The 22,167-nt window shown below is 49.6% G+C and carries 19 protein-coding genes; 8 read left to right on the plus strand and 11 right to left on the minus strand.

Annotated elements, in window-relative coordinates; all coding sequences use genetic code 11:
* Window positions 1-136: 136 nt before the first annotated feature.
* The gene (locus tag AC1S5B_RS15945; protein WP_482036691.1) at window positions 137-1,282 is read right to left on the minus strand and encodes an ATP-binding protein; all 1,146 of its coding nucleotides are present in this window, start codon (window positions 1,280-1,282) and stop codon (window positions 137-139) included.
* Window positions 1,283-1,447: 165 nt separating this feature from the next.
* On the opposite strand from AC1S5B_RS15945, the gene AC1S5B_RS15950 reads away from it, so the two are divergent.
* The gene (locus AC1S5B_RS15950) at window positions 1,448-4,300 is read left to right on the plus strand and encodes a cation-translocating P-type ATPase (protein WP_482036692.1); all 2,853 of its coding nucleotides are present in this window, start codon (window positions 1,448-1,450) and stop codon (window positions 4,298-4,300) included.
* 96 nt (window positions 4,301-4,396) lie between these two features.
* Window positions 4,397-5,551, plus strand: a complete 1,155-nt coding sequence (gene recF, locus AC1S5B_RS15955) for a DNA replication/repair protein RecF (protein WP_482036693.1) — start codon at window positions 4,397-4,399, stop codon at window positions 5,549-5,551.
* A 220-nt stretch (window positions 5,552-5,771) separates the two neighbouring features.
* On the opposite strand, the gene AC1S5B_RS15960 is transcribed toward recF, so the two are convergent.
* A complete protein-coding gene (locus AC1S5B_RS15960; protein WP_482036694.1) occupies window positions 5,772-6,287 on the minus strand; it encodes a hypothetical protein in 516 nt (171 codons plus the stop codon).
* Window positions 6,288-6,498: 211 nt separating this feature from the next.
* Between AC1S5B_RS15960 and AC1S5B_RS15965 the strand changes: the two genes are divergently transcribed.
* The gene (locus tag AC1S5B_RS15965) at window positions 6,499-6,912 is read left to right on the plus strand and encodes an MAPEG family protein (protein WP_482036695.1); all 414 of its coding nucleotides are present in this window, start codon (window positions 6,499-6,501) and stop codon (window positions 6,910-6,912) included.
* A 453-nt stretch (window positions 6,913-7,365) separates the two neighbouring features.
* A complete protein-coding gene (locus tag AC1S5B_RS15970; protein ID WP_482036696.1) occupies window positions 7,366-8,244 on the plus strand; it encodes an XDD3 family exosortase-dependent surface protein in 879 nt (292 codons plus the stop codon).
* A 113-nt stretch (window positions 8,245-8,357) separates the two neighbouring features.
* On the opposite strand, the gene AC1S5B_RS15975 is transcribed toward AC1S5B_RS15970, so the two are convergent.
* Window positions 8,358-9,782, minus strand: a complete 1,425-nt coding sequence (locus AC1S5B_RS15975) for an NADP-dependent isocitrate dehydrogenase (protein WP_482036697.1) — start codon at window positions 9,780-9,782, stop codon at window positions 8,358-8,360.
* A 375-nt stretch (window positions 9,783-10,157) separates the two neighbouring features.
* On the opposite strand from AC1S5B_RS15975, the gene AC1S5B_RS15980 reads away from it, so the two are divergent.
* On the plus strand, window positions 10,158-10,820 hold the full coding sequence (locus AC1S5B_RS15980) for a response regulator transcription factor (RefSeq protein WP_482036698.1): 663 nt from the start codon (window positions 10,158-10,160) through the stop codon (window positions 10,818-10,820).
* A gap of 2 nt (window positions 10,821-10,822) precedes the next feature.
* Here the strand turns inward: AC1S5B_RS15980 and AC1S5B_RS15985 are convergent, their stop codons facing one another.
* From AC1S5B_RS15985 to AC1S5B_RS15995, 3 genes are all read right to left on the minus strand, one after another.
* Window positions 10,823-12,088, minus strand: a complete 1,266-nt coding sequence (locus AC1S5B_RS15985) for an ABC transporter permease (protein WP_482036699.1) — start codon at window positions 12,086-12,088, stop codon at window positions 10,823-10,825.
* A gap of 9 nt (window positions 12,089-12,097) precedes the next feature.
* The gene (locus tag AC1S5B_RS15990) at window positions 12,098-13,465 is read right to left on the minus strand and encodes an efflux RND transporter periplasmic adaptor subunit (protein WP_482036700.1); all 1,368 of its coding nucleotides are present in this window, start codon (window positions 13,463-13,465) and stop codon (window positions 12,098-12,100) included.
* 94 nt (window positions 13,466-13,559) lie between these two features.
* The gene (locus AC1S5B_RS15995; protein WP_482036701.1) at window positions 13,560-13,700 is read right to left on the minus strand and encodes a hypothetical protein; all 141 of its coding nucleotides are present in this window, start codon (window positions 13,698-13,700) and stop codon (window positions 13,560-13,562) included.
* Between the two features lie 148 nt (window positions 13,701-13,848).
* Between AC1S5B_RS15995 and AC1S5B_RS16000 the strand changes: the two genes are divergently transcribed.
* Window positions 13,849-14,379 (plus strand): hypothetical protein, encoded by a 531-nt coding sequence (locus tag AC1S5B_RS16000; protein ID WP_482036702.1) that lies wholly within the window; start codon window positions 13,849-13,851, stop codon window positions 14,377-14,379.
* A 50-nt stretch (window positions 14,380-14,429) separates the two neighbouring features.
* Here the strand turns inward: AC1S5B_RS16000 and AC1S5B_RS16005 are convergent, their stop codons facing one another.
* Entirely contained in the window at window positions 14,430-15,539 is a 1,110-nt protein-coding gene (locus tag AC1S5B_RS16005) for an S-(hydroxymethyl)glutathione dehydrogenase/class III alcohol dehydrogenase (RefSeq protein ID WP_482036703.1), read from the minus strand.
* A 243-nt stretch (window positions 15,540-15,782) separates the two neighbouring features.
* Between AC1S5B_RS16005 and AC1S5B_RS16010 the strand changes: the two genes are divergently transcribed.
* Window positions 15,783-16,115 carry an HU family DNA-binding protein gene (locus tag AC1S5B_RS16010; RefSeq protein WP_482036704.1) on the plus strand — a complete coding sequence of 111 codons (333 nt, stop codon included), beginning with the start codon at window positions 15,783-15,785 and terminating at the stop codon, window positions 16,113-16,115.
* 76 nt (window positions 16,116-16,191) lie between these two features.
* Here AC1S5B_RS16010 and AC1S5B_RS16015 read toward each other — a convergent pair whose 3' ends face one another.
* The 3 genes from AC1S5B_RS16015 to AC1S5B_RS16025 form a co-directional block, all read right to left on the minus strand.
* Entirely contained in the window at window positions 16,192-16,788 is a 597-nt protein-coding gene (locus tag AC1S5B_RS16015; RefSeq protein ID WP_482036705.1) for a histidine phosphatase family protein, read from the minus strand.
* 2 nt (window positions 16,789-16,790) lie between these two features.
* A complete protein-coding gene (locus tag AC1S5B_RS16020) occupies window positions 16,791-17,510 on the minus strand; it encodes a redoxin domain-containing protein (RefSeq protein WP_482036706.1) in 720 nt (239 codons plus the stop codon).
* A gap of 86 nt (window positions 17,511-17,596) precedes the next feature.
* Entirely contained in the window at window positions 17,597-19,819 is a 2,223-nt protein-coding gene (locus AC1S5B_RS16025) for a protein-disulfide reductase DsbD family protein (RefSeq protein ID WP_482036707.1), read from the minus strand.
* 177 nt (window positions 19,820-19,996) lie between these two features.
* Between AC1S5B_RS16025 and AC1S5B_RS16030 the strand changes: the two genes are divergently transcribed.
* Window positions 19,997-20,590 (plus strand): GIY-YIG nuclease family protein, encoded by a 594-nt coding sequence (locus AC1S5B_RS16030; RefSeq protein WP_482036708.1) that lies wholly within the window; start codon window positions 19,997-19,999, stop codon window positions 20,588-20,590.
* 68 nt (window positions 20,591-20,658) lie between these two features.
* Here the strand turns inward: AC1S5B_RS16030 and AC1S5B_RS16035 are convergent, their stop codons facing one another.
* A complete protein-coding gene (locus AC1S5B_RS16035; RefSeq protein ID WP_482036709.1) occupies window positions 20,659-22,131 on the minus strand; it encodes a CoA-acylating methylmalonate-semialdehyde dehydrogenase in 1,473 nt (490 codons plus the stop codon).
* Window positions 22,132-22,167 lie beyond the last annotated feature (36 nt).

Here is a 22,167-nt window from a genome sequence, read left to right on the forward strand (position 1 = left end):
GAGTTGGAAGTACGGAGTTGGAAGTACGGAGTTGGGAGTACGGAGTTGGGAGTACCTGAACTCCGAAACCCCGAACTCCGAAACCCCGAACTCCGAAACCCTGAACTCCGAAACCCTGAACTCCGAACTCTTTAATCTATGCCAATCGATGTTTCAGCCAAAACGCCAGTAGGGGCATGGTAATTCGGTAGCCATACTCAGCCCCATAGACTAAGCCTTTTTGTTGGAGGCTGGCGATCGCCCCTTGCAATCCGCCACCACGGGATAGATGATGTTTTTGAATATACTCCCGCGAATGAGGGCTATCAGTTGGGTCAAGCGCCAGACTTTCCAGCAGTCTTACTTGGCTAGGCGGCAGCAACATTAACAAAGCTTCAAAAGTTCGGGCTAGATCTTCAACCAGTTCAAGCGTGCTGTTGTGAACCTGCTCCGGTTGAATCGGATGAGGGGAAGAGGAAGGAGGCAGTGAAGCGTGAGGCGCATCGCTGAGCAAAGATGGAAAGCGACTCACTTCAGCAATTTTTGTAAGCGGGTGATTTTGCCAAAGGCGGCGCATGAGGGCGATCGCATCGCCAAAGTTGCCTTGCACGTAGTCCAGAAGCAAGTCTAGCGCTTCAGGTGCAAAGGTAATTCCTTGAGTTGCCATGGCTTTCTCTAACCAAGGCTGAAGATCTTCTGATTTCAATGGACCTAACAACACCACTTGCAACTCGCTCTGTTGCACCCAGCTTTCGGCAACGGTGGCAATAAACGCATAGCTCACCTGCGGCTGCCGCTGAATTTCTTGGCGAAGATAGTTCTCCCACTGCTGCGATCGATCCCAAGACCGAATGTGGGGAAAGTTTTGAAATACGATCACAACGCGGCAAACTAACCCTTCTGCCAACGTTTGAGGCAACCCTAATAGGGCTTCCAGCAACGTCCATTCATCGGTAGATCCATGCCACACTAGCTGCGTTCCATTAGCAGTATCTTCTAAACGAATAGGCTGCTGGGCGCTCCATTGTTGAATCAGCGATCGCTCCGCCGCAGACTCAAACGCTTGCAACAGCCCTTCAGTAAATAAATGCAGAAAGCGATCGCGGTCGGTGGCTCTCAAACAGTCAATTTCGATAATGCGAGCATCCACACGCTCAGCCGCATACCGAACCAGGGTACGGCGACCACTCCCAGGCACTCCAGCAATGAGCAAGTCGCCATCTGTCGCCAGAACTTGGCTGACCTGATTTAGCTCAGCCTGCCGACCAATTAAGTGTTCAATGGTAAAAAGATTGGAACCCATAAAGCAATGGAGGGCAAGTCAAACAACGGAATACTCAGCAAATTTCAGCGCTTTCTGGCGGCTTAACTTTTACAAAGTTCGCACTATATAATAGTGCTGTCAGGTAGAATCCTAACACGCTACTCAACGGCTGCTTGCTCTGTAATCCCTTTCCCCTACCTTGCTATGACAATCCATCCCGCTTCAAATCCCGTTGTATCTTGGCATTCAGCCAGTGTAGATAAAACTCTAGAGTCTTTTCAAAGCGATCGCCAAGCCGGGTTGACCACGTCTCAAGTCACCCAAAGCCGCGAACGGTATGGAGTTAACGAGCTTGAAGAAATTGCTGGACGTAGCCCGTGGCAAATTCTGCTTGATCAGTTCACCAACATCATGCTGATCTTGCTAATTGCAGTGGCGGTGGTATCTGGGGTCTTAGATTTTGTCAATTTGCAAGCGGGTAACCTCAAACCAAACGAAATTCCCTTTAAAGATACGATCGCGATTTTGGCGATCGTCATCTTGAACGGAATGTTGGGTTACTTTCAAGAGATCAAAGCTGAAAAAGATTTAGCTGCTCTGAAGCGAATGACTTCTTCACGGGTGCGGGTGATTCGAGATGGCAAACCCTCAGAAATAGACTCTAAGGACTTGGTGCCCGGAGACCTGATGCTGCTGGAAGCTGGGGTGCAAGTGGCGGCTGATGCTCGATTGATTGAGGAAGCAAATCTGCAAGTCCGCGAGGCGGCGCTGACTGGGGAAGCGCTGGCAGTCACTAAAGCGGTGGATGTGGAGCTACCAGAAGATACTTCTCTGGGCGATCGCACTAATTTGATTTTTCAGGGAACCGATGTGGTTCAAGGACGAGCCAGCGCGATCGTCACCAACACGGGCATGAAAACCGAGCTGGGGCGCATCGCCACCTTGCTGCAATCCGTGGAGTCTGAACCCACGCCCTTACAACAGCGGATGGATCAACTCAGCAAAACGCTGGTAACCGGGGCATTGGTGTTAGTCGCGATCGTTGTTTTCGGCGGCATCCTCTATCTCGGTCTAGGCGCATGGCAAGAGCTATTAGAAGTGTCTCTGAGTATGGCAGTGGCGATCGTGCCCGAAGGCTTACCCGCCGTGATCACCGTCACCCTTGCCTTGGGAACCCAACGGATGGTGCGCCGCAATGCTTTGATCCGCAAATTGCCTGCCGTCGAAACGCTTGGCTCCGTCACCACTATTTGCTCTGACAAAACAGGCACACTGACCCAAAACAAAATGGTCGTCAAGCTGCTAGATACCTGCACGACCTCTCTACGAGTTAGCGGCGAAGGCTATGATCCAGACGGCAAATTTTACACCGTCACTGAAAAGCTAGATTCTGCCCTTCCAGTGGCTCCAGAAGACGAACCGGAACTGCTGAATTTGCTGACTGCTTGTACCGTTTGCAACGATGCTGTCCTCCAAAAAGAAGCCGGAGACTGGGTCATTTTAGGAGATCCAACCGAAGGAGCGCTGCTATCGGTCGCCGGAAAAGCCGGATTTCAAAAGGATTTATTAACAGACAAACTGCCTCGTCAGGCTGAAATTCCTTTTTCCTCAGAACGTAAACGCATGAGCGTGATTGTGGAGGCACCCAATCAAGACGAGATCGCAACCACAGACACATCTCGCTACATGATGTTTACCAAAGGATCGGCAGAGTTGATTCTAGAGCGCTGCACCAAAATTCAAGTGAATGATGAAGCGCAACCGCTAACCGCTGAGCAACGCGATCGCATCCTAGAGCGCAACAATCAGATGGCACAACGCGGGTTGCGTGTTCTCGGTTTTTCATGCAAACCGCTAACCGCCGTTCCCAATACTCAGAATGAAGAGCTTGTCGAGCAAGACCTTGTTTGGCTGGGCTTAATCGGCATGTTAGATGCGCCCCGCCCTGAAGTTCGAGCAGCGATCGCCCGGTGCCGATCCGCCGGAATTCGCACCGTGATGATTACCGGCGATCATCAACTAACCGCCCAAGCCGTCGCAGAAGATCTAGGCATTGTCCAAGTAGACGATAGTAAAACTGATACTGAATCCAGTCGTGCCCTCACCGGACGCGATCTGCAAGCCATGTCAGATGCTGAGATGGATCAAGTGGTTGAGAATGTGAGTGTGTATGCGCGAGTGGCACCCGAACATAAGCTGCGAATTGTGCAGGCATTGCAGCGCAAACATCACATTGTGGCAATGACGGGTGACGGGGTGAATGATGCTCCCGCCCTAAAACAGGCAGATATTGGCATTGCCATGGGCATTACAGGCACAGACGTGAGTAAAGATGCCAGCGATATGGTGTTGCTGGATGATAACTTTGCGACGATCGTAGCGGCAACAGAAGAAGGTCGGGTAGTTTACAACAACATTCGCCGCTTTATTAAATACATTTTGGGAAGTAACATTGGTGAGCTTCTGACGATCGCAGCCGCACCCTTGATTGGATTGGGAGGTGTGCCGCTGTCTCCCCTACAAATTTTGTGGATGAATTTGGTCACAGATGGGTTGCCTGCTCTCGCGCTTGCGGTCGAACCGGCTGACCCCAACGTAATGAAGCGTCCTCCCTATGATCCGCAGGAAAGCATCTTTGCTCGTGGTTTGGGGGCTTATATGCTCCGAATTGGCTTAATTCTTGCCATTTTGTCGATTGTGTTGATGGTGGGAGCCTACAACTATACGAAAGGCACTCCCGAACCCGATCGCTGGAAAACAATGGTATTCACCACCCTTTGTCTTGCCCAAATGGGTCATGCGATGGCAATTCGTTCTAGCACTCGCTTGACGATCGAAATGAACCCATTCTCTAACCCTTATGTGCTGGCATCGGTGGTGTTGACTAGCATTTTGCAACTGATGTTGATCTATGTGCCAGCGCTCCGCAGCTTCTTTGGAACTCACTTTCTCAGCTTGAATGAGTTAGGCGTGTGCATTGGATTTAGCTTGTTGATGTTTGTTTGGATTGAAATGGAAAAACTGGTTTACCGCTGGGTTGCACTGCGGAAAAAATAATAGGCAGAATCTACAGGTCGTACGCTTGAGGCGAATCCTTGGCACTGAGTGATACGCTTTTGCCAGGTTTAGATCTCTGCCGTTATTTCAGGTGTCATGTATCTCCGATCGCTTCATTTACGTCAGTTTCGCAATTATTTAGACCAAGCGGTGGAGTTTTCGGCTCCCAAAACGATTCTGGTGGGCAACAATGCTCAAGGGAAGTCCAATCTGCTGGAAGCGGTGGAGTTATTATCGACCTTGCGATCGCATCGGGCATCTCGCGATCGCGATTTGATTCGAGATGCGGCGGCGATCGGGCAGATTTCTGCCCAACTGGAGCGGGATTTAGGGACTGTTGACCTCGCTATCACTTTAAGAAACTCCAGCCGTCGCACCGTTGCCTTAAACGGGCAATCCCTGCGCCGCCAGCTAGATTTTCTGGGAACGCTAAACATCGTCCAGTTTTCCAGCTTAGACCTTGATTTAGTTCGAGGTGGACCGGAGCAGCGCCGCCACTGGCTCGATTCGTTGCTGATTCAGCTAGAGCCGATTTACGCGTCTATCTTGCAGCAATATACCCATATTCTGCGGCAGCGCAACGCCTTACTCAGGGGGCAGGTGGCTGGAGTTAGAGATCAGGCACCGAACTCCCAGCCACCACCCACCACTCACCACTCACCTTCTACATCTGAACTTGCTCTGTGGGATGCCCAACTTGCCGTTGCTGGAACGCGGGTGATTCGGCGACGGGCACGGGTTGTTCAAAGAATTGCACCGTTGGCGACCTATTGGCATCGCGAAATTAGCGGCAGTACCGAGGAATTAATCATCAGCTATCTGCCGAATGTGGAGTTGCAAAGCGATGACCCCGCTATCGTACAGCAGACATTTTTAGCAAAAATCCAGGAGCGGGCGATCGCGGAGCAATATCAACACACAACCCTAGTGGGTCCTCATCGAGACGAAGTGAATTTCAGCATCAACCAAACATCTGCCCGACAATATGGCTCTCAAGGACAACAGCGTACTCTCGTATTGGCATTAAAGCTGGCTGAACTCAAGCTGATTGAAGATGTCATCGGTGAACCGCCGTTGCTATTGCTAGATGATGTGTTGGCAGAGCTAGACTTAAACCGCCAAAATCAACTGCTCGATGCCATTCAAGATCGCTTCCAAACCTTAATTACAACCACACACCTCGGCTCTTTTGATGCTCAATGGCTCAATTCCTCACAGGTTTTTACGGTTAAAGCTGGGCAGGTATTATGAGAGGCGAGAGGTGAAAGTAAGTAGAAAACGACTGTAGTATAGATAGCAACTCACCATCCTGTTACCCGCTGAGTAGGAATCCCTTTCTATGGCAAGACGATACAAGCCTCGTGAATTTGCGATCGATGCCTTATTGATCCTATGTCTCAGCATTTTGTTCAAGCTAGCGGCTCCGATGTAGCGTTGAATTAGTTTTGACCCTGCCACCTTGAAGCAGGGTCTACGCTGGTAACGCATCAAAAACTTGTTTAACAGTCTGGCAGGTTTTATCGTCTAAGCGGTGCCAATCAACTTCGCCCGTTTCATCAAACAAATTGACATCGACCGCAACACTTTCTCCAATCGGCTCATCGGCAGCGTGGGAAGTGCCATGAATTGAGTCGTAATTTTGGAAGCAAATTTGATAACACAAATCCCATAGGTCAACCGTAAGCTGATGATTGCCACGGGAAAGACATAACCAATACCCTGGAAAGGGTGCCGGAAACTGAGATAACTGGTGTTCGATCGCCTCAGTTTCCTCCTCCGTTGCTCCGTCTAATTGACTACGCAACTGCATCACCAGTGCTTTCGTCTCTTCACTGGTGCCCTCTGCCCACACCTGCACATCTTTATAGGTGCCCTTCCAAGCAGAGTCTTCAAGTTGCTTTTCCACATTGGCAATTAGCCGAATAAACGCAGGCTGCATCAGCAGTTCTGCCTGCTGCCATATTTGCATTGTTTGAAACTTAGGCATTTAATCTTCTAGAGCGATCGCGCAGATGGGGTATTTCTCCAGCAACTCAGGGTAACGAAGCAAGCGTCACGACTCAAGTTTTCTTAATAAAAGGAGAGGGAAAGGCTGAAAATCGCGATCGCGCTTACAGTGAAATGACTTCATAGTCACACACCAGTTAAAACCAACTCATTACCCTAATATTTAAAGGTTCCATTATCCAAAATTATTTATGCCTGGTTCTCCCCTATCTATTTATGCTTTTCCCAGTTTGATTACTAGCTTGGCACTGGTGCTGTATTTGGTTATCACCCTAAACGTGGGTCGGGCGCGGATGAAATATGGAGTCATGCCACCCGCGACGACGGGCGATCCTAGCTTTGAGCGAGTGCTGCGAGTGCAGCAAAATACTTTAGAACAGATGATTTTGTTTCTGCCTGCTTTGTGGTTGTTCTCAATTTATGTAAATCCCTATTGGGGTGCCGGAATTGGGGCAGTATGGGTGATGGGTCGCGTTCTCTATGCATGGGGATACTACCAAGAAGCAAAAAAACGTGGCCCTGGGTTTGGCATTAGTTTTCTGAGTGTGGCAGTTTTGTTGTTAGGTTCCTTGATAGGACCAATATTAGCCTTGATGAAAGGTTAACCGTCCTCGTTGCTTGTATCAGTTGCGGCAACCTGAAAATTTGAGGATCAAATACTCTAAATAATCGGTCTAGAGTTGCACATTCGCATGAATGGCGATTTTGAAGCAAGGAATAACTATGCTGAAAATAATAGAGAGGAAGGGCTACTTGCGTTTTGAACGTTTAGATTCACTGTTCTGCTGCCGCTTCTTGTTAGGTCAATTATTTCTCCATTATGCGTATAGTCGGATGGCAATAAACCACCTATACGTACGTACATCTCCGTGTATTTGAGGATCAGTTTTTGGAAAACCCTTACGGAATTTTTTCATGCCAGAGCCTTTCTTTGCGAGATTTTTACTCATTTCTGTTAGTCCGATGAGTATGCTTGGGAAAGATAAATACAGTTCATAGTGAACATTCTTCACTGAGAAAACATCTCTCACCTGATTCTTATAAGGCTGGTAAATCCCATGAACACAATGTTAAAAGTAACCGTTGCGACTGTTGTTGGTAGTGTGGCTGCGTTGGGGATGATCGCCACCTCCGGCGATCGCGCTAATGCTCAATCCTTAAGCAGCGGTTGGAGCTATCAATATGATGCAATTGGAGACGGTTCTGGTGGTAGCCAATATGACATCAAGGGCATGGCAATGAGTGTCCAAGGTGACAAGCTCTTTGTGGCGTTGACGGGCGGAACCCCATTGGCAGGCGTTAACCACGCTGGTGCCCAAGGTGGATCGATCGGGTTTGGTGACCTATTCTTCAACTTCTCCGGCAAAAACTTCAATGATGCCGCCGCAGCAGGTCAACTGTTTGGAGTTCGCTTTGCAGCCGCCAACGATTCTAAGGTGGGTCTGGGCGTTTACTCTGGAGTGAAAACCGCCAGTGTTGCTTTACAAAACGACGGCTATAGCAGCCTCAACCAGTACTACACGGCTTCAGGCGGTGCGTTTAATAAGCAAAACACGCAGGGAACCGCGATCGCGACTCGTGCTGCTGCCAATAGCTACTATGGCGCAACCAATAGCATTCAAAATGTGATTGATTCTGGAAACAAAGTAGGTAATGTCAATCTTCTAACCGCCCAAAACCTATCTGCAATAGGGCTAAACTTTGGGGGTGGGGCTGCCAGTGACAACACTTTTGGCTTCAGCTTTGATCGAGGCGCATTGCCCGGTGGTTCTTTCATGGCAAACCTATTCCTTGAATGCGGCAACGATGCCATCGCATTTTCCGGTTCCTCTGAAGCCGCACCAGAACCAACAACTATGGCAGGTGCAGCCTTGGGGATTGCGGCAATCGGGAAGCTGAAGCGCGCCCGTCGTCGTAAAGAAGCAGCAGCAAGCTAAGTGATTGATGAGTTATTAGCCAGATCAGGGTGTTAGTAAAGCAGAGATAAATAGTAAGAGCCAGATCTGTAAAGGATCTGGCTCTTTTTTGGGAAAGTTATAGCCAGCGATCGCTAAAAGCGTTTGATAATCGCCTCGGCAAACTCAGAACACTTCAAGGGCGGCTCCACAGGCGGTTCCATTAATCGCGCTAGATCGTAAGTCACCTCACGATTAGAGATTGCTTCACCCAAACCTTTTTTGATCAGGTCTGCAGCTTCTTGCCAACCCATATATTCCAGCATCATTACGCCGGAGAGAATCAACGAGCCGGGATTGACCCGATCCAATCCCGCGTGTTTCGGTGCGGTGCCGTGGGTTGCTTCAAAAATAGCGCTGGAGTCGCCAATGTTGGCTCCTGGTCCCATGCCCAGTCCCCCAACGATCGCCGCTGCGGCATCCGAGAGATAATCGCCATTTAGGTTCATGGTTGCCAAAATGGAGTATTCATCAGGACGGGTTTGAATCTGCTGAAAGATACTATCGGCAATGCGATCGTTCACCATTACCTTTTCCTTCCACTTGCCATTTCCGTGGCTTTCTCCAATCTCATCCAGCACTTGTTTCACTTCGGCACAAATGACCTCTCGTTTTTCCATGGTCAACCCATCGAAGCCAGGATCAATCATTCGAGCATTATCTTCAAGGGAAAGGTCTGGATTTTTTGCCTGATTGCCTAAAATCCAAGATTCCCGCTCCGTGACGCACTCTGCCCGAAACTCACTGGTTGCCAGTTCATAGCCCCAATCGCGGAATGCCCCTTCCGTATATTTCATGATGTTGCCCTTATGGACGAGGGTCACCATTTGCTTATTTTTGGGCAGTCTCAAGGCATGTTGCATGGCACGACGCACTAGGCGCTGAGATCCCATTTTGCTGATGGGTTTGATGCCAATGCCTGCATCCAGGGGAATCTTTTTTTTACCGTGTTCCGGGGTTCCAGGAATCAGATCTTCGTTGAGAATTTTGATCAGGCGATCGCACATTTCCGTGCCCTGCTTCCACTCAATTCCTAGATAAATATCCTCTGTATTTTCCCGATAGATAATCACGTCTAGCTTTTCAGGCGTTTTGTGGGGCGAGGGCGTACCTTCGTAATAGCGACAGGGGCGAATGCAGGTATACAGATCAAAAATTTGGCGGAGTGCCACATTCAGCGATCGAATTCCACCGCCAATGGGGGTAGTCAACGGGCCTTTAATTGCCACGCCATAGGTTCTAATTGCAGTCAGCGTATCCTCAGGCAAATATTGATAGGTGCCATACAGTTCACAGGCTTCATCCCCGGTGTAAACTTTGAACCAGGAAATTTTGCGTTTTCCCCCATAAGCACTCGCCACTGCCGCATCAAAGACTTTTTGAGACGCGGGCCATAGGTCAATTCCGGTTCCATCTCCCCGAATAAACGGAATGATCGGGTCATCTGGAACTACAGGCTCTCCATTTTTGAATGTAATTGTAGAACCCGTAGTTGGAGGGCTAATCTTTTCGTAAGTCATTGCTGTCGCTCCAATATAAAGGCAGGCAATCGTCGGGTCAGGGAGTAACAATTTGAGTGACCTGCTTCATGCCGCTCGGTTAGGGTATCTCAAGTTGGGAACTGTGAACTGTCTTTTTTGAGCAGATTGCAAAATTCCTCCTAAAAAATAGTCTTTGGCACCAGACAGAAAGGGGCTGCCCAAATTGATTCGCTACTTTTTTGGGGTCAAATTTTGGGCTTTCTTTCAGAAAAAGTGTCAGATAACTATAAAGTTTGCGCGTCTCTGGGAATGCTAAATGAATCAAGCAGAATAATTGCTGAAATGTGGTTCGTACAGGCTCAAAAAGTGCCAGTTAATAGTATTTTCGCGTGATCTACTCTACAGGAAATTCAGATGAAACGAGTACTCGTGGTTGATGATGACACGACTTTGCGAATGGCGCTAACGCGTTACTTAGAAAAGCGAGGCTACCTCGTTCAAAGTGCGGGGTCAGCAACAGAAGCTCTGAGTGCAGTTGAAGCAGATCCGCCAGATCTAATTGTGTCAGATGTGATGATGCCGGAGATGGATGGGTTTGAGTTTTGCCGTCGATTGCGGGCAACTCGCGTTGGGCAACTGGTCCCATTTATATTTCTCTCTAGCAAGGGGGAAGTAGAAGCCCGCATCCAAGGGCATTCTATGGGAGCTGATGACTATTTGATGAAGCCGTTTGAACCTCGTGAACTGTTAGCAAAAATTGAGGCGCAATTGGAGCGATCGCGCCGGGTTCATTCTGAAATTGTGCGGCTGATGCAAAAGTCTGATTTGGAGAAGTCAACTAGTCCGGTGACACCGCAGCCAGCGTTACCATTAACGCCAGCCGAGGAAAAAGTGTTTTGGGAAGTGGTGCAGGGTTTGACTAACAAGCAAATCGGCGATCGCTTATTTGTTAGCCCCCGCACCGTACAAACTCATTTGAGTAATATTCTGAACAAACTAGAGCTAGAAAATCGGTCTCAACTAGTGCGGTTTGCGTTTGAGCGCGGCTATAAGCCACGGATCACGGAACAAGCGTAGAGCTAATCGCTTCTCAAAGCCGCGATCGGATCAAGCTGCGCCGCATTTCGGGCAGGAATCACTCCGGCGATTAACCCGACGGTGGTAGAGAGGGCAAGTCCCGCCGCGATCGCCCAGAGAGAAAGCACAAAGGGAAAGCGAAAGAGTTGAGCGGCAGCAAAGGCTAAGCCGACCCCTAAAGCAATACCGATCGCGCCCCCGATGATCGATACGACGATCGCTTCCGTCAAAAACTGGCTGAGTACGGCACTGTTCGTCGCTCCGACTGCTTTACGGATGCCAATTTCACGGGTGCGCTCCACTACAGATACCAGCATAATGTTGGCAATTCCAATCCCGCCAACGATCAAAGAAATACCGGCGATCGCCCCCACCATCACTGTGAATAAGCCAACAATGTTTCCAAAGGCATTAATGATGTCAATTTGATTACTCAGCCGGAAGTCATCCGGTTGAGGTGGGTAGATATTATGCCGAATGCGTAGGAGGTTGGTTACCTGAAATTGCGCCGCTTCCAATGCCGCATCATCTTCCGCTTGAAGCCAAAAACCACTCACAGCGATACCATTAATCGCATTATTTCCCACAATTCGAGACGACATGTTGGTCAAGGGAATATATACGCGATCGTCTTGATCCTGCCCACCCACCGAGCCTTTCGGCTCCATCACTCCAATCACTGCATAACTCCCTCCTTGAATGCGAATGCTAGCTCCCAGAGCATTGCCGCCCGATCCAAATAGGTCGTCTCGCACCTTACTGCCCAATACCGTCACGGGGTTGGCGGCATCCAAATCGGCTTGGCTAAAAAATTGCCCTGTTTGAGGATAAATATTTTTCACCTCTGGATAATTCAAATCAACCCCTAAAAGGCTAGTTGACGTGTTTTCGCCCGAATAGACTACCTGAGTAGGGCGCTGAAGAAATGCAGTGACGGCTTTGGCGGCGGGAGCCTGACTAGCCACGGCTTGGGCATCTTCCCAGGTCAACGTCGAGGCGGAACCGCTGCCTTGGCTAATGCCACCCGAACGGGCAACCCCAGACAACACCAGCATCACGTTTGATCCCAATGCCTGAATTTGCTGCTCGGTTGCTTTTTGAACGCCTTGCCCAACTGAGGTTACTGTAATCACAGAGGCGATACCAATCACAACTCCCAACATGGTCAACGCGGTACGCAGGCGGTTACTCCAGAGGGCATTGAGTGCCATGGTCAACACTTCAAGCACAGGAACGGCCGTCGGGCGAATTTGATCAGGCTTTACCATACAATCCTCTTAACGCTGTCGTGACCCGCCACTACCAGAACCACCCATGCCTGGAAGCACTGAGGGGGTTCGAGATTGAGGACGATCTCCTGGAGCAAAACTAAGCATGACGCGATCGCCGAGCTGCAACCCAGATAGCACCACTGTTTTGTCGGTGACGCTGACTCCAGTGGTGATGGGACGAAATTCTGAAGGGCGATTTGTGGAACGATCGCCCTGGGAATCGCTTTTTCCCTCGGTCATCACCAACACGCCGCTGGTTCCCTCTTGCCGCACGATCGCCACGGTGGGAACCACCAAGACATTGCTCAACATGCCCACTTTGAACTCTACATCTACACTCATTCCGGCTCGAAGCACCTTTGCGGGATCGGCGATCGAAGATTTCACTTCAAAACTGGTGACGTTTTGCACCGTGGTGGATTGGGTTGCCAGTTGAATTACCTTTCCTGTAAACGTTTTGCCGGGAAAGGCATCTACTTTAATCTCAACAGGTTGCCCTAATTTGATTTGGGCAATGTTGGACTCTGCCACGTTTGCCATAATTTGATTGTTAGAAGCGAGAGACAAAATTGAAGAGGATGTGGCGGAAGACACCGCACTTCCCGAAGTCGTTGGGGTGACGAAGGCTCCGGGATCGGCGAACTTTTTGGTAACAACGCCACCAAATGGCGCACGAATCACGGTGTCGGCAATCTGGATCTGCACGGTTTGCAGGGCACCTTCAGCCGTGGTCACTTGGGCACGGGCTTCCGCGATTTCCTCAGGGCGCGACCCTGCCTGTTGTAAGGAGACCGCTTGTTTATTTTCTGTCAGTTGGGCGATCGCGCTATCCCGGTCTGCCAAAGAGTTGTTTAGCTCTCGTTGAGAAATTGCCCCGGTATTGAACAATTGCTGATTTTGCCGTAACGTTTGCTCTGCGCGTCTCACAGTGGCTTCTGCATTCCGAACCCGCGCTTGGGCTTGGGCAACGTCCTGAGTGCGATTTCCTGCTAGCAACCGTTGCAGATTGGCTTGAGCGGATGCAACTTGCCCTTTTGCTTGGGTAAGCTGTCCTTGAAAATTGGAATCATCCATGTAAGCAAGAATTTGTCCCTGCTCCACGCGATCGCCCTCTTTCACCAGCAGTTCTCTCAGTTTCCCGGATGTTTTCGGACTCACGTTCACTGAGCGTTCTGGCTGCACGGTGCCATTTGCCGCGATCGTCACGGGCAAATTGACTTGCTCAACTGCCACCGTTCTTCCGCGCCGTTTGCCTTCTTTGGAATTGGCAGCGGTGATCTGGGCATACACGGCATAACCAACGCCTGCCAGCAGACCTAATATCAACAGAGTAATCAGCCACTTGGGTACTCTTAGTTTTTTTAGGTCTTTCATCGGTCTGCGCCTTTTTCAAACTAGCAGTATCTTAGCCAGGTATCTATCTCCACATGATAAGAAAAAACTAATCATTTTGGACTTCTCGGTTGAATCACTGGTCTAAGGTATTACGGCTAGCGTTCAACATCTGGCTGACTTTGTTCTTGCGATCGCCTCGTCTGGCAGCGACGTTCACACAGTGTCTCGAAGAGAATTGCCTTTTTCGCAGGTCGTCACTATAGGGCGCTGACATAGGGCTTCCATTGATATTTTTTCTAATCTTATCGTCCGTCCTGATGCCAAATTGAAATCTTTGCTTAAAGGCAATTAGCCTGTTCCTACGCAAGGATAGAAAGTATATTGGTCAAAATACAAGGTTTCTTTGAAGAAGGTTTTCCATCATGAGTCAACAATATTTTCCAGAAGGTGAGTGGTCAACTCTGCTGCAAACTCCCACCATGATCATCATGGCAATGACACTTGCTGACAAAACTGATCCGGTTTCCTTTCTACAAGAAACCCAAGCTGCCGTTCAGATAGTGGTAAATGAGCAGAACCGCACTGATCTAACCAGTGATTTAGCAAAGTCATTGACCGCATCCATGAAAGAAACCGATGCAAAAGATCCTTTACAGGGAGAACAGCTTTTGCTCAAAAAACAGTTTGAACTGCTAGGCGCACTTCAAAATCTCAAGAATGCATCTGAAGGGCGGAAAAACACCCTCGATCACTTTAGGCAGGTCAGTGTGATTTTGAGCAGTAAAGTAACGGGGGTTCAGGCACAAGAGTTCAAAGCTTGGGTTCTCTCGATCGCCCGCCAAATTGCCGAAGCAGTGAAAGAAGGCGGTTTGTTTGGAATTGGCGGCGAACGAGTCAGCCGAGATGAATCTGAGATGCTGAAAGCGATCGAAAAAGCGCTTGACTTTAAGTAAGAAAGTCTATGATTTAAGCGCTAGCTGATTTGTAGAACGACTTCACTGAGCTAAAACGTTAAAACGGTACGAATGCCTTTGCCGCTGTGCATCAGATCAAAGGCTTCGTTGATCTGCTCAATCGGCATCACGTTGGTAATGAGATCATCAATGTTGATTTTGCCCTCCATATACCAATCCACAATCTTGGGAACATCCGTGCGACCTCTAGCTCCCCCAAAGGCGGTTCCCTTCCACACCCGTCCTGTGACTAATTGAAACGGTCGGGTGCTAATTTCGGCTCCCGCAGGGGCAACTCCCACAATCACGCTCACCCCCCACCCTTTGTGACAGCATTCCAAGGCTTGCCGCATCAGGTTGACATTGCCAATACACTCAAAGCTGTAATCGGCACCGCCATCGGTCAGTTCCACCAAATGGGCAACCAAATCACCTTCTATTTCTTTCGGATTGACAAAGTGAGTTAACCCTAACTGTTCTGCGATCGCTTTTTTACTTGGATTAATATCGACCCCAATAATTTTGTTTGCCCCCACCATGCGACAGCCTTGAATCACATTTAAGCCAATGCCGCCTAAGCCAAACACGACCACATTTGCACCTGCTTCTACTTTTGCAGTGTTGATCACGGCTCCAATGCCCGTGGTCACTCCACAGCCGACGTAGCAAACTTTGTCAAAAGGCGCATCTTCACGAATTTTGGCAAGGGCAATTTCGGGCAGCACGGTGTAGTTGGCAAAGGTGGAGGTGCCCATATAGTGATGAATCAGGGTGCCGTTTTTAGAAAAGCGGCTAGAGCCATTGGGCATCAGTCCTTTTCCTTGAGTTGCCCGAATTGCCTGACACAGGTTCGTTTTCCGGCTTAAGCAATAGGCGCAGTTGCGACATTCAGGCGTATAGAGCGGAATCACATGATCGCCGGGTTTGAGGCTGGTCACGCCAGCCCCTACTTCGACGACGATTCCGGCTCCTTCATGCCCTAAAATGGCGGGAAATAGTCCTTCTGGATCTTTGCCAGAGAGGGTGTAAGCGTCGGTATGGCAGACTCCCGTTGCTTTGATTTCGACTAATACTTCCCCGGCTTGGGGTCCTTCTAGGTGAATTGTTTCTACCGTGAGGGGTTTTCCCGGTTCGTAAGCAACAGCGGCTTTTACATCCATCTTTTTTCCTGCGATCGCATCCTGTGCGTAGTGGTTTAATTATCTCGCGTATTTCTGCAAATCACGTTTTTAACGGCTAAAACAGCGAAAGTATTAGTCTAAACCCACGAAATAGCTGCTAGAGGGGCAAATAGATTAGTATTTTTGATAATAATTTGCAGATCTATGCCATCGTAGTCGGTTCATTTTGAAACGGCTCAAGTATAATCGCAGCAGGCTATTCGATACCCTACGAGGTTTTTTATGAACAAAAGTGAATTAGTTGATGCGATCGCGGCAAAAGCAGAGATCACCAAAAAAGATGCTGATGCAGTTTTAAGCGCAGTTGTTGATGCCATTATGGAAGCTGTTGCTGAAGGGGAAAAGGTGACCTTGGTTGGCTTTGGAACTTTTGAGGCACGTCAACGCCAAGCGAGAGAAGGGCGTAACCCTAGCACGGGCAAACCGATTAAAATTCCAGCAACAACGGTTCCGGCGTTCTCTGCAGGTAAGTCTTTTAAGGAAAAGGTTGCCCCTGCAAAAGAAGATGTGAAAGAAGAAAAGAAAGCCACGAAAGCCACTACTAAGAAAAAATAAATCAATTTCAAGCAAGGAATCGGCTGAAGGTCACTGCTTCGTCATGTTGAGATGACAAACAGTGCCCTCAGGCTTCCTAAATTCGTCCAACGACCCGAATTGTTCCATCCGCAGTTGTGCTTAGCACAATCAACTCTCCCTGTTGCGGAAAAATATTGGTTAGTGCGGTGATATTCACTTGGTGAGTCACTAAAATACTCACACCTTTTTGTTTAGAGTTCGTTTTAATCCATTGGCGAACCCTTGCAGTTTGCTTGGGTTCACGGTTTGAATTTTGAAAAAATGAATTGAGGGCGGGGAAGGGTTGCACTGCACCTAAGTTTAGCAATCGAGCCGTATCTAGGCAGCGACACCATTGGCTTGAAAGAATTTTGGCGATTGGGATGGCGCGATCGCGGAATTCTCGACCCACTTTTGCGGCTTGCGATCTCCCAGCGGCTGATAGATTGCGTTGGGTTGAGCAATCTCCTAGCTGAAAGTTAGCTGGATCGCCTGTTCCCGGTGCTTCGGCATGGCGCATCAACACCACGTAACCCGATTTCTGCTGTTGCAGTAGTTTCCAAGTGGCTTCCCTAGTACTGAATTGGGCGATCGCCCTCCCATATATGGCGGTCTGGGTTGTTAGCACCATGCTCACCCCACAACCAAACGCGATCGCCCTCACTCTATTCATTTCTAGCTCTTGTACTTGACTGAACAACCATAGGGCTGAGTCACAGATGGATTAACCTTTTGCCCTTTTAAAACCGCGTCTATGGCAGAGGCGACATAATTCTTCGCACCGCCGATATCACCAGGGTTGCTGGAAGGATTGCTATCGATCGCGCCCATATATGCCAGCGTTCCGTTAGGCGCAATTACGAACATATGAGGCGTTGTGCGGGCACTGTAAAGCCGACCCAACTTGCCATTCGCATCAATCAATACCGCCGTGGGAGAGGCACTTCGGCTCTTGCTCAAGTCGTTCGCTTTTTTGCCATCCACAAAGCCTTGGTTGCCTGGAGCCGAAGACACCACTGATAGCCAGACGACTCCTTTTCCAGTTGCCTGCTTTTGTAGCTTTTGCATGTTGCTCGAGTCGTAGTGCTTACGAACAAACGGACATTGGTGATTCGTCCATTCCATCACCACCGTTTTGCCCTTAAAGTTGCTTAACTGATGGGACTTACCGTTACTGTCTGTGGCGATAAAGTTGGGGGCAGGTTGCCCGATTCGCACAGGCGCGGCGGCAATTTGCATCGGCAGACGAGTAGAGTCAGCAATTTGAGACTGCGAGGTTAGCTGAGCTTTAGACGCACTAATCGCAGCGCTGGCTCCTGCTAATGCACTGACAGCAGCGCCCACCACTGCAACTTTTAAGAACTGGGTTTGGATTTGTGAACGACTTAATTTCATGGATATTTCCTGGTTAACTCAGTAGCGTGGAGCAAGATCGAAAATAACAATTGGAATTTCGCGACCACAGGTGAATTTCACACTGGTTATGATGACACAGAAACATTAGCGACGGCATTCCGCAATAAATCTGGCGTGAGCACCTGCGGCAAAATGACGGGTTCACCTTGCCCCAATCCAGCGGGATAGAGAATGTAGAGCGGCACCCCGCTACGCCCAAACTGGCTGAGGGATTGGGTAATGTCTGCGTTTCGGTTTGTCCAATCTGCCTTGACTAACGCCACTCCTTTTTGCTGAAAGGCGGCAAGTACATCTGGCTGGCTGAGGGCGACTCGTTCATTTACCAAGCAGGTGATGCACCAAGCGGCAGTGTAGTTTATGAACACAGGCTGCTTAGATTGGCGCAACTTATCTAGCTGGCTAGGTGTGTAAGCTGCCCAAACTGAGTTGTTGGCACTATTGGCTTGAGTAGACGACGAGGATGGAATAGGAGTATTAACCAGCGGTGTGAGAGTCAAGACGATCGCGATCGCTGCCAGTGAGCCGACCAATCCTACTCGCTGCCAAATGGTTTTAGACAGTTGGGTCTTTTGATGGAGCCAAGCCGCGAACCCGATCAAAATGATGCCCACTAGGGCGATCGCCAATCCATTGGTGCCTGATTGCAAGGTCAGCACCCACACCAACCAAGCCGCCGCTCCATGCATTGGAAACGCCAACACTTGCTGCAACGTTTCCATCCAGGCTCCGGGTTTTGGCAAAAAGCGACGGAGGGCAGGAGTGAGGCTAATGATTAAGTAAGGCAGTGCTAAGCCCAAGCCCAAAGTCAGCAAAATTGCGATCGCCACGGTCGGCTGCTGCACCAACGCCACACTCACCGCCGTTGCCATAAATGGAGCCGTGCAGGGTGTTGCCATCACCGTTGCCAATACCCCCGTAAAAAATTCGCCTCCATAGCCCGGTTTTGCCGTCAAGCCGTGACCCAAGCCCATAATCGAGGCTCCCACGGTGAACACGCCGGACAAACTTAGCCCCACTGCAAACAGCACATACGCCATCAGCAACACGAACACAGGCGACTGAAGCTGAAACCCCCAACCAATCTGCTGCCCCAGCGATCGCAAGATCAGCAATACCCCAGCCACCAGCGCAAAGCTAGCAAGCACTCCAGCGGTAAACGCCAGCCCACTGAGTCTCGCCTGACGGGGATTGTGCTGTGATTGCTGAGCGATCGTCAGCACCTTGAGCGACAACACCGGAAACACACAGGGCATCAGGTTTAGCACCATGCCACCCAATAATGCCAATAAGAGCGCCTGCCAAATTGGGAAATTAGCAACTTCAGTACTTTGTGTTAATGCAGTTGCCGCATTCGCAGACTGAGGTTTCGCCTGAATCGCAAATGCCTGAGTGTTTATTTTGTCGTCACTGGTTTCCTGAATCACCAGCAGCCCTTCAACCCGATCCGGCTTTTCCTGATAGCCGCGCTCAATTTGTAATGTGATCCGCTCCTGATCGACCGTCAATCGTTGAGGCGCGGCATTTTGAATAATGCCGTCTTTGTTCGGAAAAAACTCGACCTGTTTCAATTGCCCTGCGGCTAAACCGGGCGCATTCACCAATAGCGTCAAGTCTTTGTCATCCATTGCAAAGGAACTTTCCCACGGTGAAGGCTGTGGGTGAGCTTGGCGAGTCCGGGTAAACGCATCTGCCCAAGTTGGGTCTTTGATGGGAAACGTGTTGGCAACAGGGATCGTCAGCGCCAACGTTTTTTGCTCAGGAATGCACTCCAGCTTACAAACCAACACCTCTGCTTGGGCGCGGAGGATGATGGGGTTGCTTGCCACTTGAGCCGCCGGAGTAATCTGCGTTAATAAATACACTTCATCTTCGTAGCCAAAGTTCATCAGCGGATCGACCGGAATCCGTTTGGGGTAGGGAAACACCAGTTCTCCCGCTTGAAATCCTGGGGGCAAATTCCATTGAATGGAGGGGGCGCTACCAGAGTCGCCCGGATTTTTCCAGTAAACGTGCCACTCTGGGCGTAATTTAAGCTGCAATGCTACCCAAAACGGTTTGCCCGCCTGCATTGTTTTGACTTCGCTGATTAGTTGAGCTTGGGCATTTTCAGGCTGAGACGGTTGCGCCCACGCGAGATCAGGGAAACTAACGATCGCGCTGGAAAGAATCGCGATCGCGCCAAACCCAGTACATAATCGCAGCGATCGCCCAGACGTTATTGAGGTCAGCATCCAGAACAACCGAGCGAAAAATCCAACCAGGACAGACTGTGCAACGTGTTTTATCATGCCGATCTCAGTTTTACAGACCCGTTGCCAGTGTAGCGACTAGAAGCTTAATTGAGGGGGCGTTCTCAGATAAACCGCGCTCCTGACCCTTAACGCCATCCCGTTTACAAAATTCCTTGCATCCAGCCAATCAGATCATGCTATCTTTGCTCAGTTCAAAGTAGGTAGAGTTTGAATTTGACGAAGTATACAACCGGGCATCAGACCGCTCTGTTTTCGGTATCAGATATGCCGGGAGGCTATCGAGTAGCGCCCGTGGAACCGCTTCAAATGAGTGTTGAGGCGTTGCAGTCGTGGAAGCAGCAAGTTTTTCAGCACCAACAACAAGTAACGATGAATTCGCCTGCCCAGCAAGGCAGTTTATTTGCGCTGTCGCCTACCGTCGCAGATGTGGCAGAAAGCATTGATTTATTTAAATTGCCACGACAGAATACGGAATTTTGGCGGTGGAAAGCAGATGATCAGGGAGTTTCAGCGCTTTACTTTGTAGTGGATTACGAGTTGCCGATTGTGCTGTATGTAGGAGAAACTGTGAAGTCAGGACAGCGATGGAAAGGGGAACATGACTGCAAGCGGTATATCCTCAATTATGTTTCTGCCCACCGTCCCCATGGTTTACCTGTCGCCGTCAATATTAGCTTTTGGGCGGATGCGCCGACGAATACTCGCGATCGCCAAAAGTTAGAATCGACGCTCATTCATAAGTGGCGATCGCCCTTCAACAAAGAAAATTGGAGCTATTGGAACACTCCATTCGTCAGCGAAGGGTAGCAGCACAAGGCGTAAAGTAACGAGATAGCTGTTCTGGAAGCACAGATCTCTTATCTCTAAAACTATCTCTAAAACTGCCGCGTCCAGCTATGCCAGCGTTCTATCACTACTTTGGTCTGAGTGAAGAATTCTACGGCGTGATGCCCCTGTCCATGCAAATCGCCAAAAAAGCTATCTTTCCACCCGCTAAAAGGAAACTGTGCCATGGGAGCCGCTACGCCAATATTGATGCCAATATTGCCAGCTTCAGCTTCTGAACGAAATTGTCGGGCTGCGGCACCACTGGAAGTGAACAGACACGCCATGTTGCCATATTGCCCTTGGTTAATGAGCGCGATCGCCTCGTCAATTGTTTCTAGGTGAATCAAACTCAGCACGGGACCAAAAATCTCGGTTTTGGCAAGATCGCCCAAGGGATTCACATTTTGCAGAATGGTAGGACGCACAAAATAACCCTGCTCATAGCCAATGATTTTGGGCTGACGACCATCCACCAGCGCCGTTGCGCCTTGATCAACTCCCTGTTGAATCAGGCGCTCAATCCGAGTTTTGCTGTCAGAGGTGATCACGGCTCCCATTTGAATGCCGTCGTCCAGCCCGTAGCCGACTTTGCGAGTTTGCGCCACCTCCGCGATCGCTTCCGTAAACGTCTGGGTTGCGTCTCCCACCGTAATCGCCACCGATGCTGCTAAACATCGCTGTCCAGCACAACCAAAAGCACTATCTGCCATAATTCGCGTGGTCGTAGCAATATCCGCATCGGGTAGCACAATCACCGGATTTTTTGCCCCGCCTTGACACTGGGCACGCTTGCCATTCGCCGCCGCCCGACTGTAGACATATTTAGCAACGGGAGTAGACCCAACAAAGCTAATGGCGCGGATTGCGGGATGATCTAGCAGGGCATCCACCACTGTTTTTGTGCCATTCACCAAATTGACCACGCCAGCGGGTAACCCGGTTTGCTCAATTAACTGCACCACTTTTTGCAACGTCAGCGGCACTTTTTCGGATGGTTTCAGAATCACGGTGTTGCCACAGGCGATCGCATAGGGCATAAACCAAAAGGGAATCATGGCTGGAAAGTTAAACGGGCAAATAATCCCCACCACGCCCAAGGGCTGCCGGATCAGAAACTCGTCAATTCCTCTCGCAATATCTTCCGAGTTGTAGCCCTGCATCATCATCGGAATGCCACAAGCAGCTTCCACATTTTCGATCGCGCGCCGCAGTTCTCCCTTTGATTCTGCTAGGGTTTTGCCGCATTCCATCGTGATTGTTTGCGCCAAGTCATCCAGGTTTGCTTCTAACAAAACTTTGAGTTTGAACAAATATTGGATGCGATCGCCGGCTGGAACCCTCCGCCATATTGCAAACGCCTGTTGCGCTGCCTGCACTGCCTGATCCACTTCCTGCCCTTCAGACAGCGGCACCTGTGCCAAAATTTCCACGGTTGCCGGATTAATTACGGTTAAATAATCAGATGTGTTGGAAGAAACCCACTCACCATTGATATAGTTTTTTAGAATTGTAGATGTCATAGGATTTAGTAGATGCCAACCTCGCTTAAGACAGGT

The organism is Leptolyngbya sp. CALU 1928 (assembly GCF_056784215.1).

Excerpts from the sequence above, each read along its gene's own strand:
- AC1S5B_RS15945 (WP_482036691.1), bottom strand. The coding sequence starts at position 1,282 with ATGGGTTCCAATCTTTTTACCATTGAACACTTAATTGGTCGGCAGGCT.
- AC1S5B_RS15950 (WP_482036692.1), top strand. The coding sequence starts at position 1,448 with ATGACAATCCATCCCGCTTCAAATCCCGTTGTATCTTGGCATTCAGCC.
- recF (WP_482036693.1), top strand. The coding sequence starts at position 4,397 with ATGTATCTCCGATCGCTTCATTTACGTCAGTTTCGCAATTATTTAGAC.
- AC1S5B_RS15960 (WP_482036694.1), bottom strand. The coding sequence starts at position 6,287 with ATGCCTAAGTTTCAAACAATGCAAATATGGCAGCAGGCAGAACTGCTG.
- AC1S5B_RS15965 (WP_482036695.1), top strand. The coding sequence starts at position 6,499 with ATGCCTGGTTCTCCCCTATCTATTTATGCTTTTCCCAGTTTGATTACT.
- AC1S5B_RS15970 (WP_482036696.1), top strand. The coding sequence starts at position 7,366 with ATGAACACAATGTTAAAAGTAACCGTTGCGACTGTTGTTGGTAGTGTG.
- AC1S5B_RS15975 (WP_482036697.1), bottom strand. The coding sequence starts at position 9,782 with ATGACTTACGAAAAGATTAGCCCTCCAACTACGGGTTCTACAATTACA.
- AC1S5B_RS15980 (WP_482036698.1), top strand. The coding sequence starts at position 10,158 with ATGAAACGAGTACTCGTGGTTGATGATGACACGACTTTGCGAATGGCG.
- AC1S5B_RS15985 (WP_482036699.1), bottom strand. The coding sequence starts at position 12,088 with ATGGTAAAGCCTGATCAAATTCGCCCGACGGCCGTTCCTGTGCTTGAA.
- AC1S5B_RS15990 (WP_482036700.1), bottom strand. The coding sequence starts at position 13,465 with ATGAAAGACCTAAAAAAACTAAGAGTACCCAAGTGGCTGATTACTCTG.
- AC1S5B_RS15995 (WP_482036701.1), bottom strand. The coding sequence starts at position 13,700 with ATGTCAGCGCCCTATAGTGACGACCTGCGAAAAAGGCAATTCTCTTCG.
- AC1S5B_RS16000 (WP_482036702.1), top strand. The coding sequence starts at position 13,849 with ATGAGTCAACAATATTTTCCAGAAGGTGAGTGGTCAACTCTGCTGCAA.
- AC1S5B_RS16005 (WP_482036703.1), bottom strand. The coding sequence starts at position 15,539 with ATGGATGTAAAAGCCGCTGTTGCTTACGAACCGGGAAAACCCCTCACG.
- AC1S5B_RS16010 (WP_482036704.1), top strand. The coding sequence starts at position 15,783 with ATGAACAAAAGTGAATTAGTTGATGCGATCGCGGCAAAAGCAGAGATC.
- AC1S5B_RS16015 (WP_482036705.1), bottom strand. The coding sequence starts at position 16,788 with ATGAATAGAGTGAGGGCGATCGCGTTTGGTTGTGGGGTGAGCATGGTG.
- AC1S5B_RS16020 (WP_482036706.1), bottom strand. The coding sequence starts at position 17,510 with ATGAAATTAAGTCGTTCACAAATCCAAACCCAGTTCTTAAAAGTTGCA.
- AC1S5B_RS16025 (WP_482036707.1), bottom strand. The coding sequence starts at position 19,819 with ATGATAAAACACGTTGCACAGTCTGTCCTGGTTGGATTTTTCGCTCGG.
- AC1S5B_RS16035 (WP_482036709.1), bottom strand. The coding sequence starts at position 22,131 with ATGACATCTACAATTCTAAAAAACTATATCAATGGTGAGTGGGTTTCT.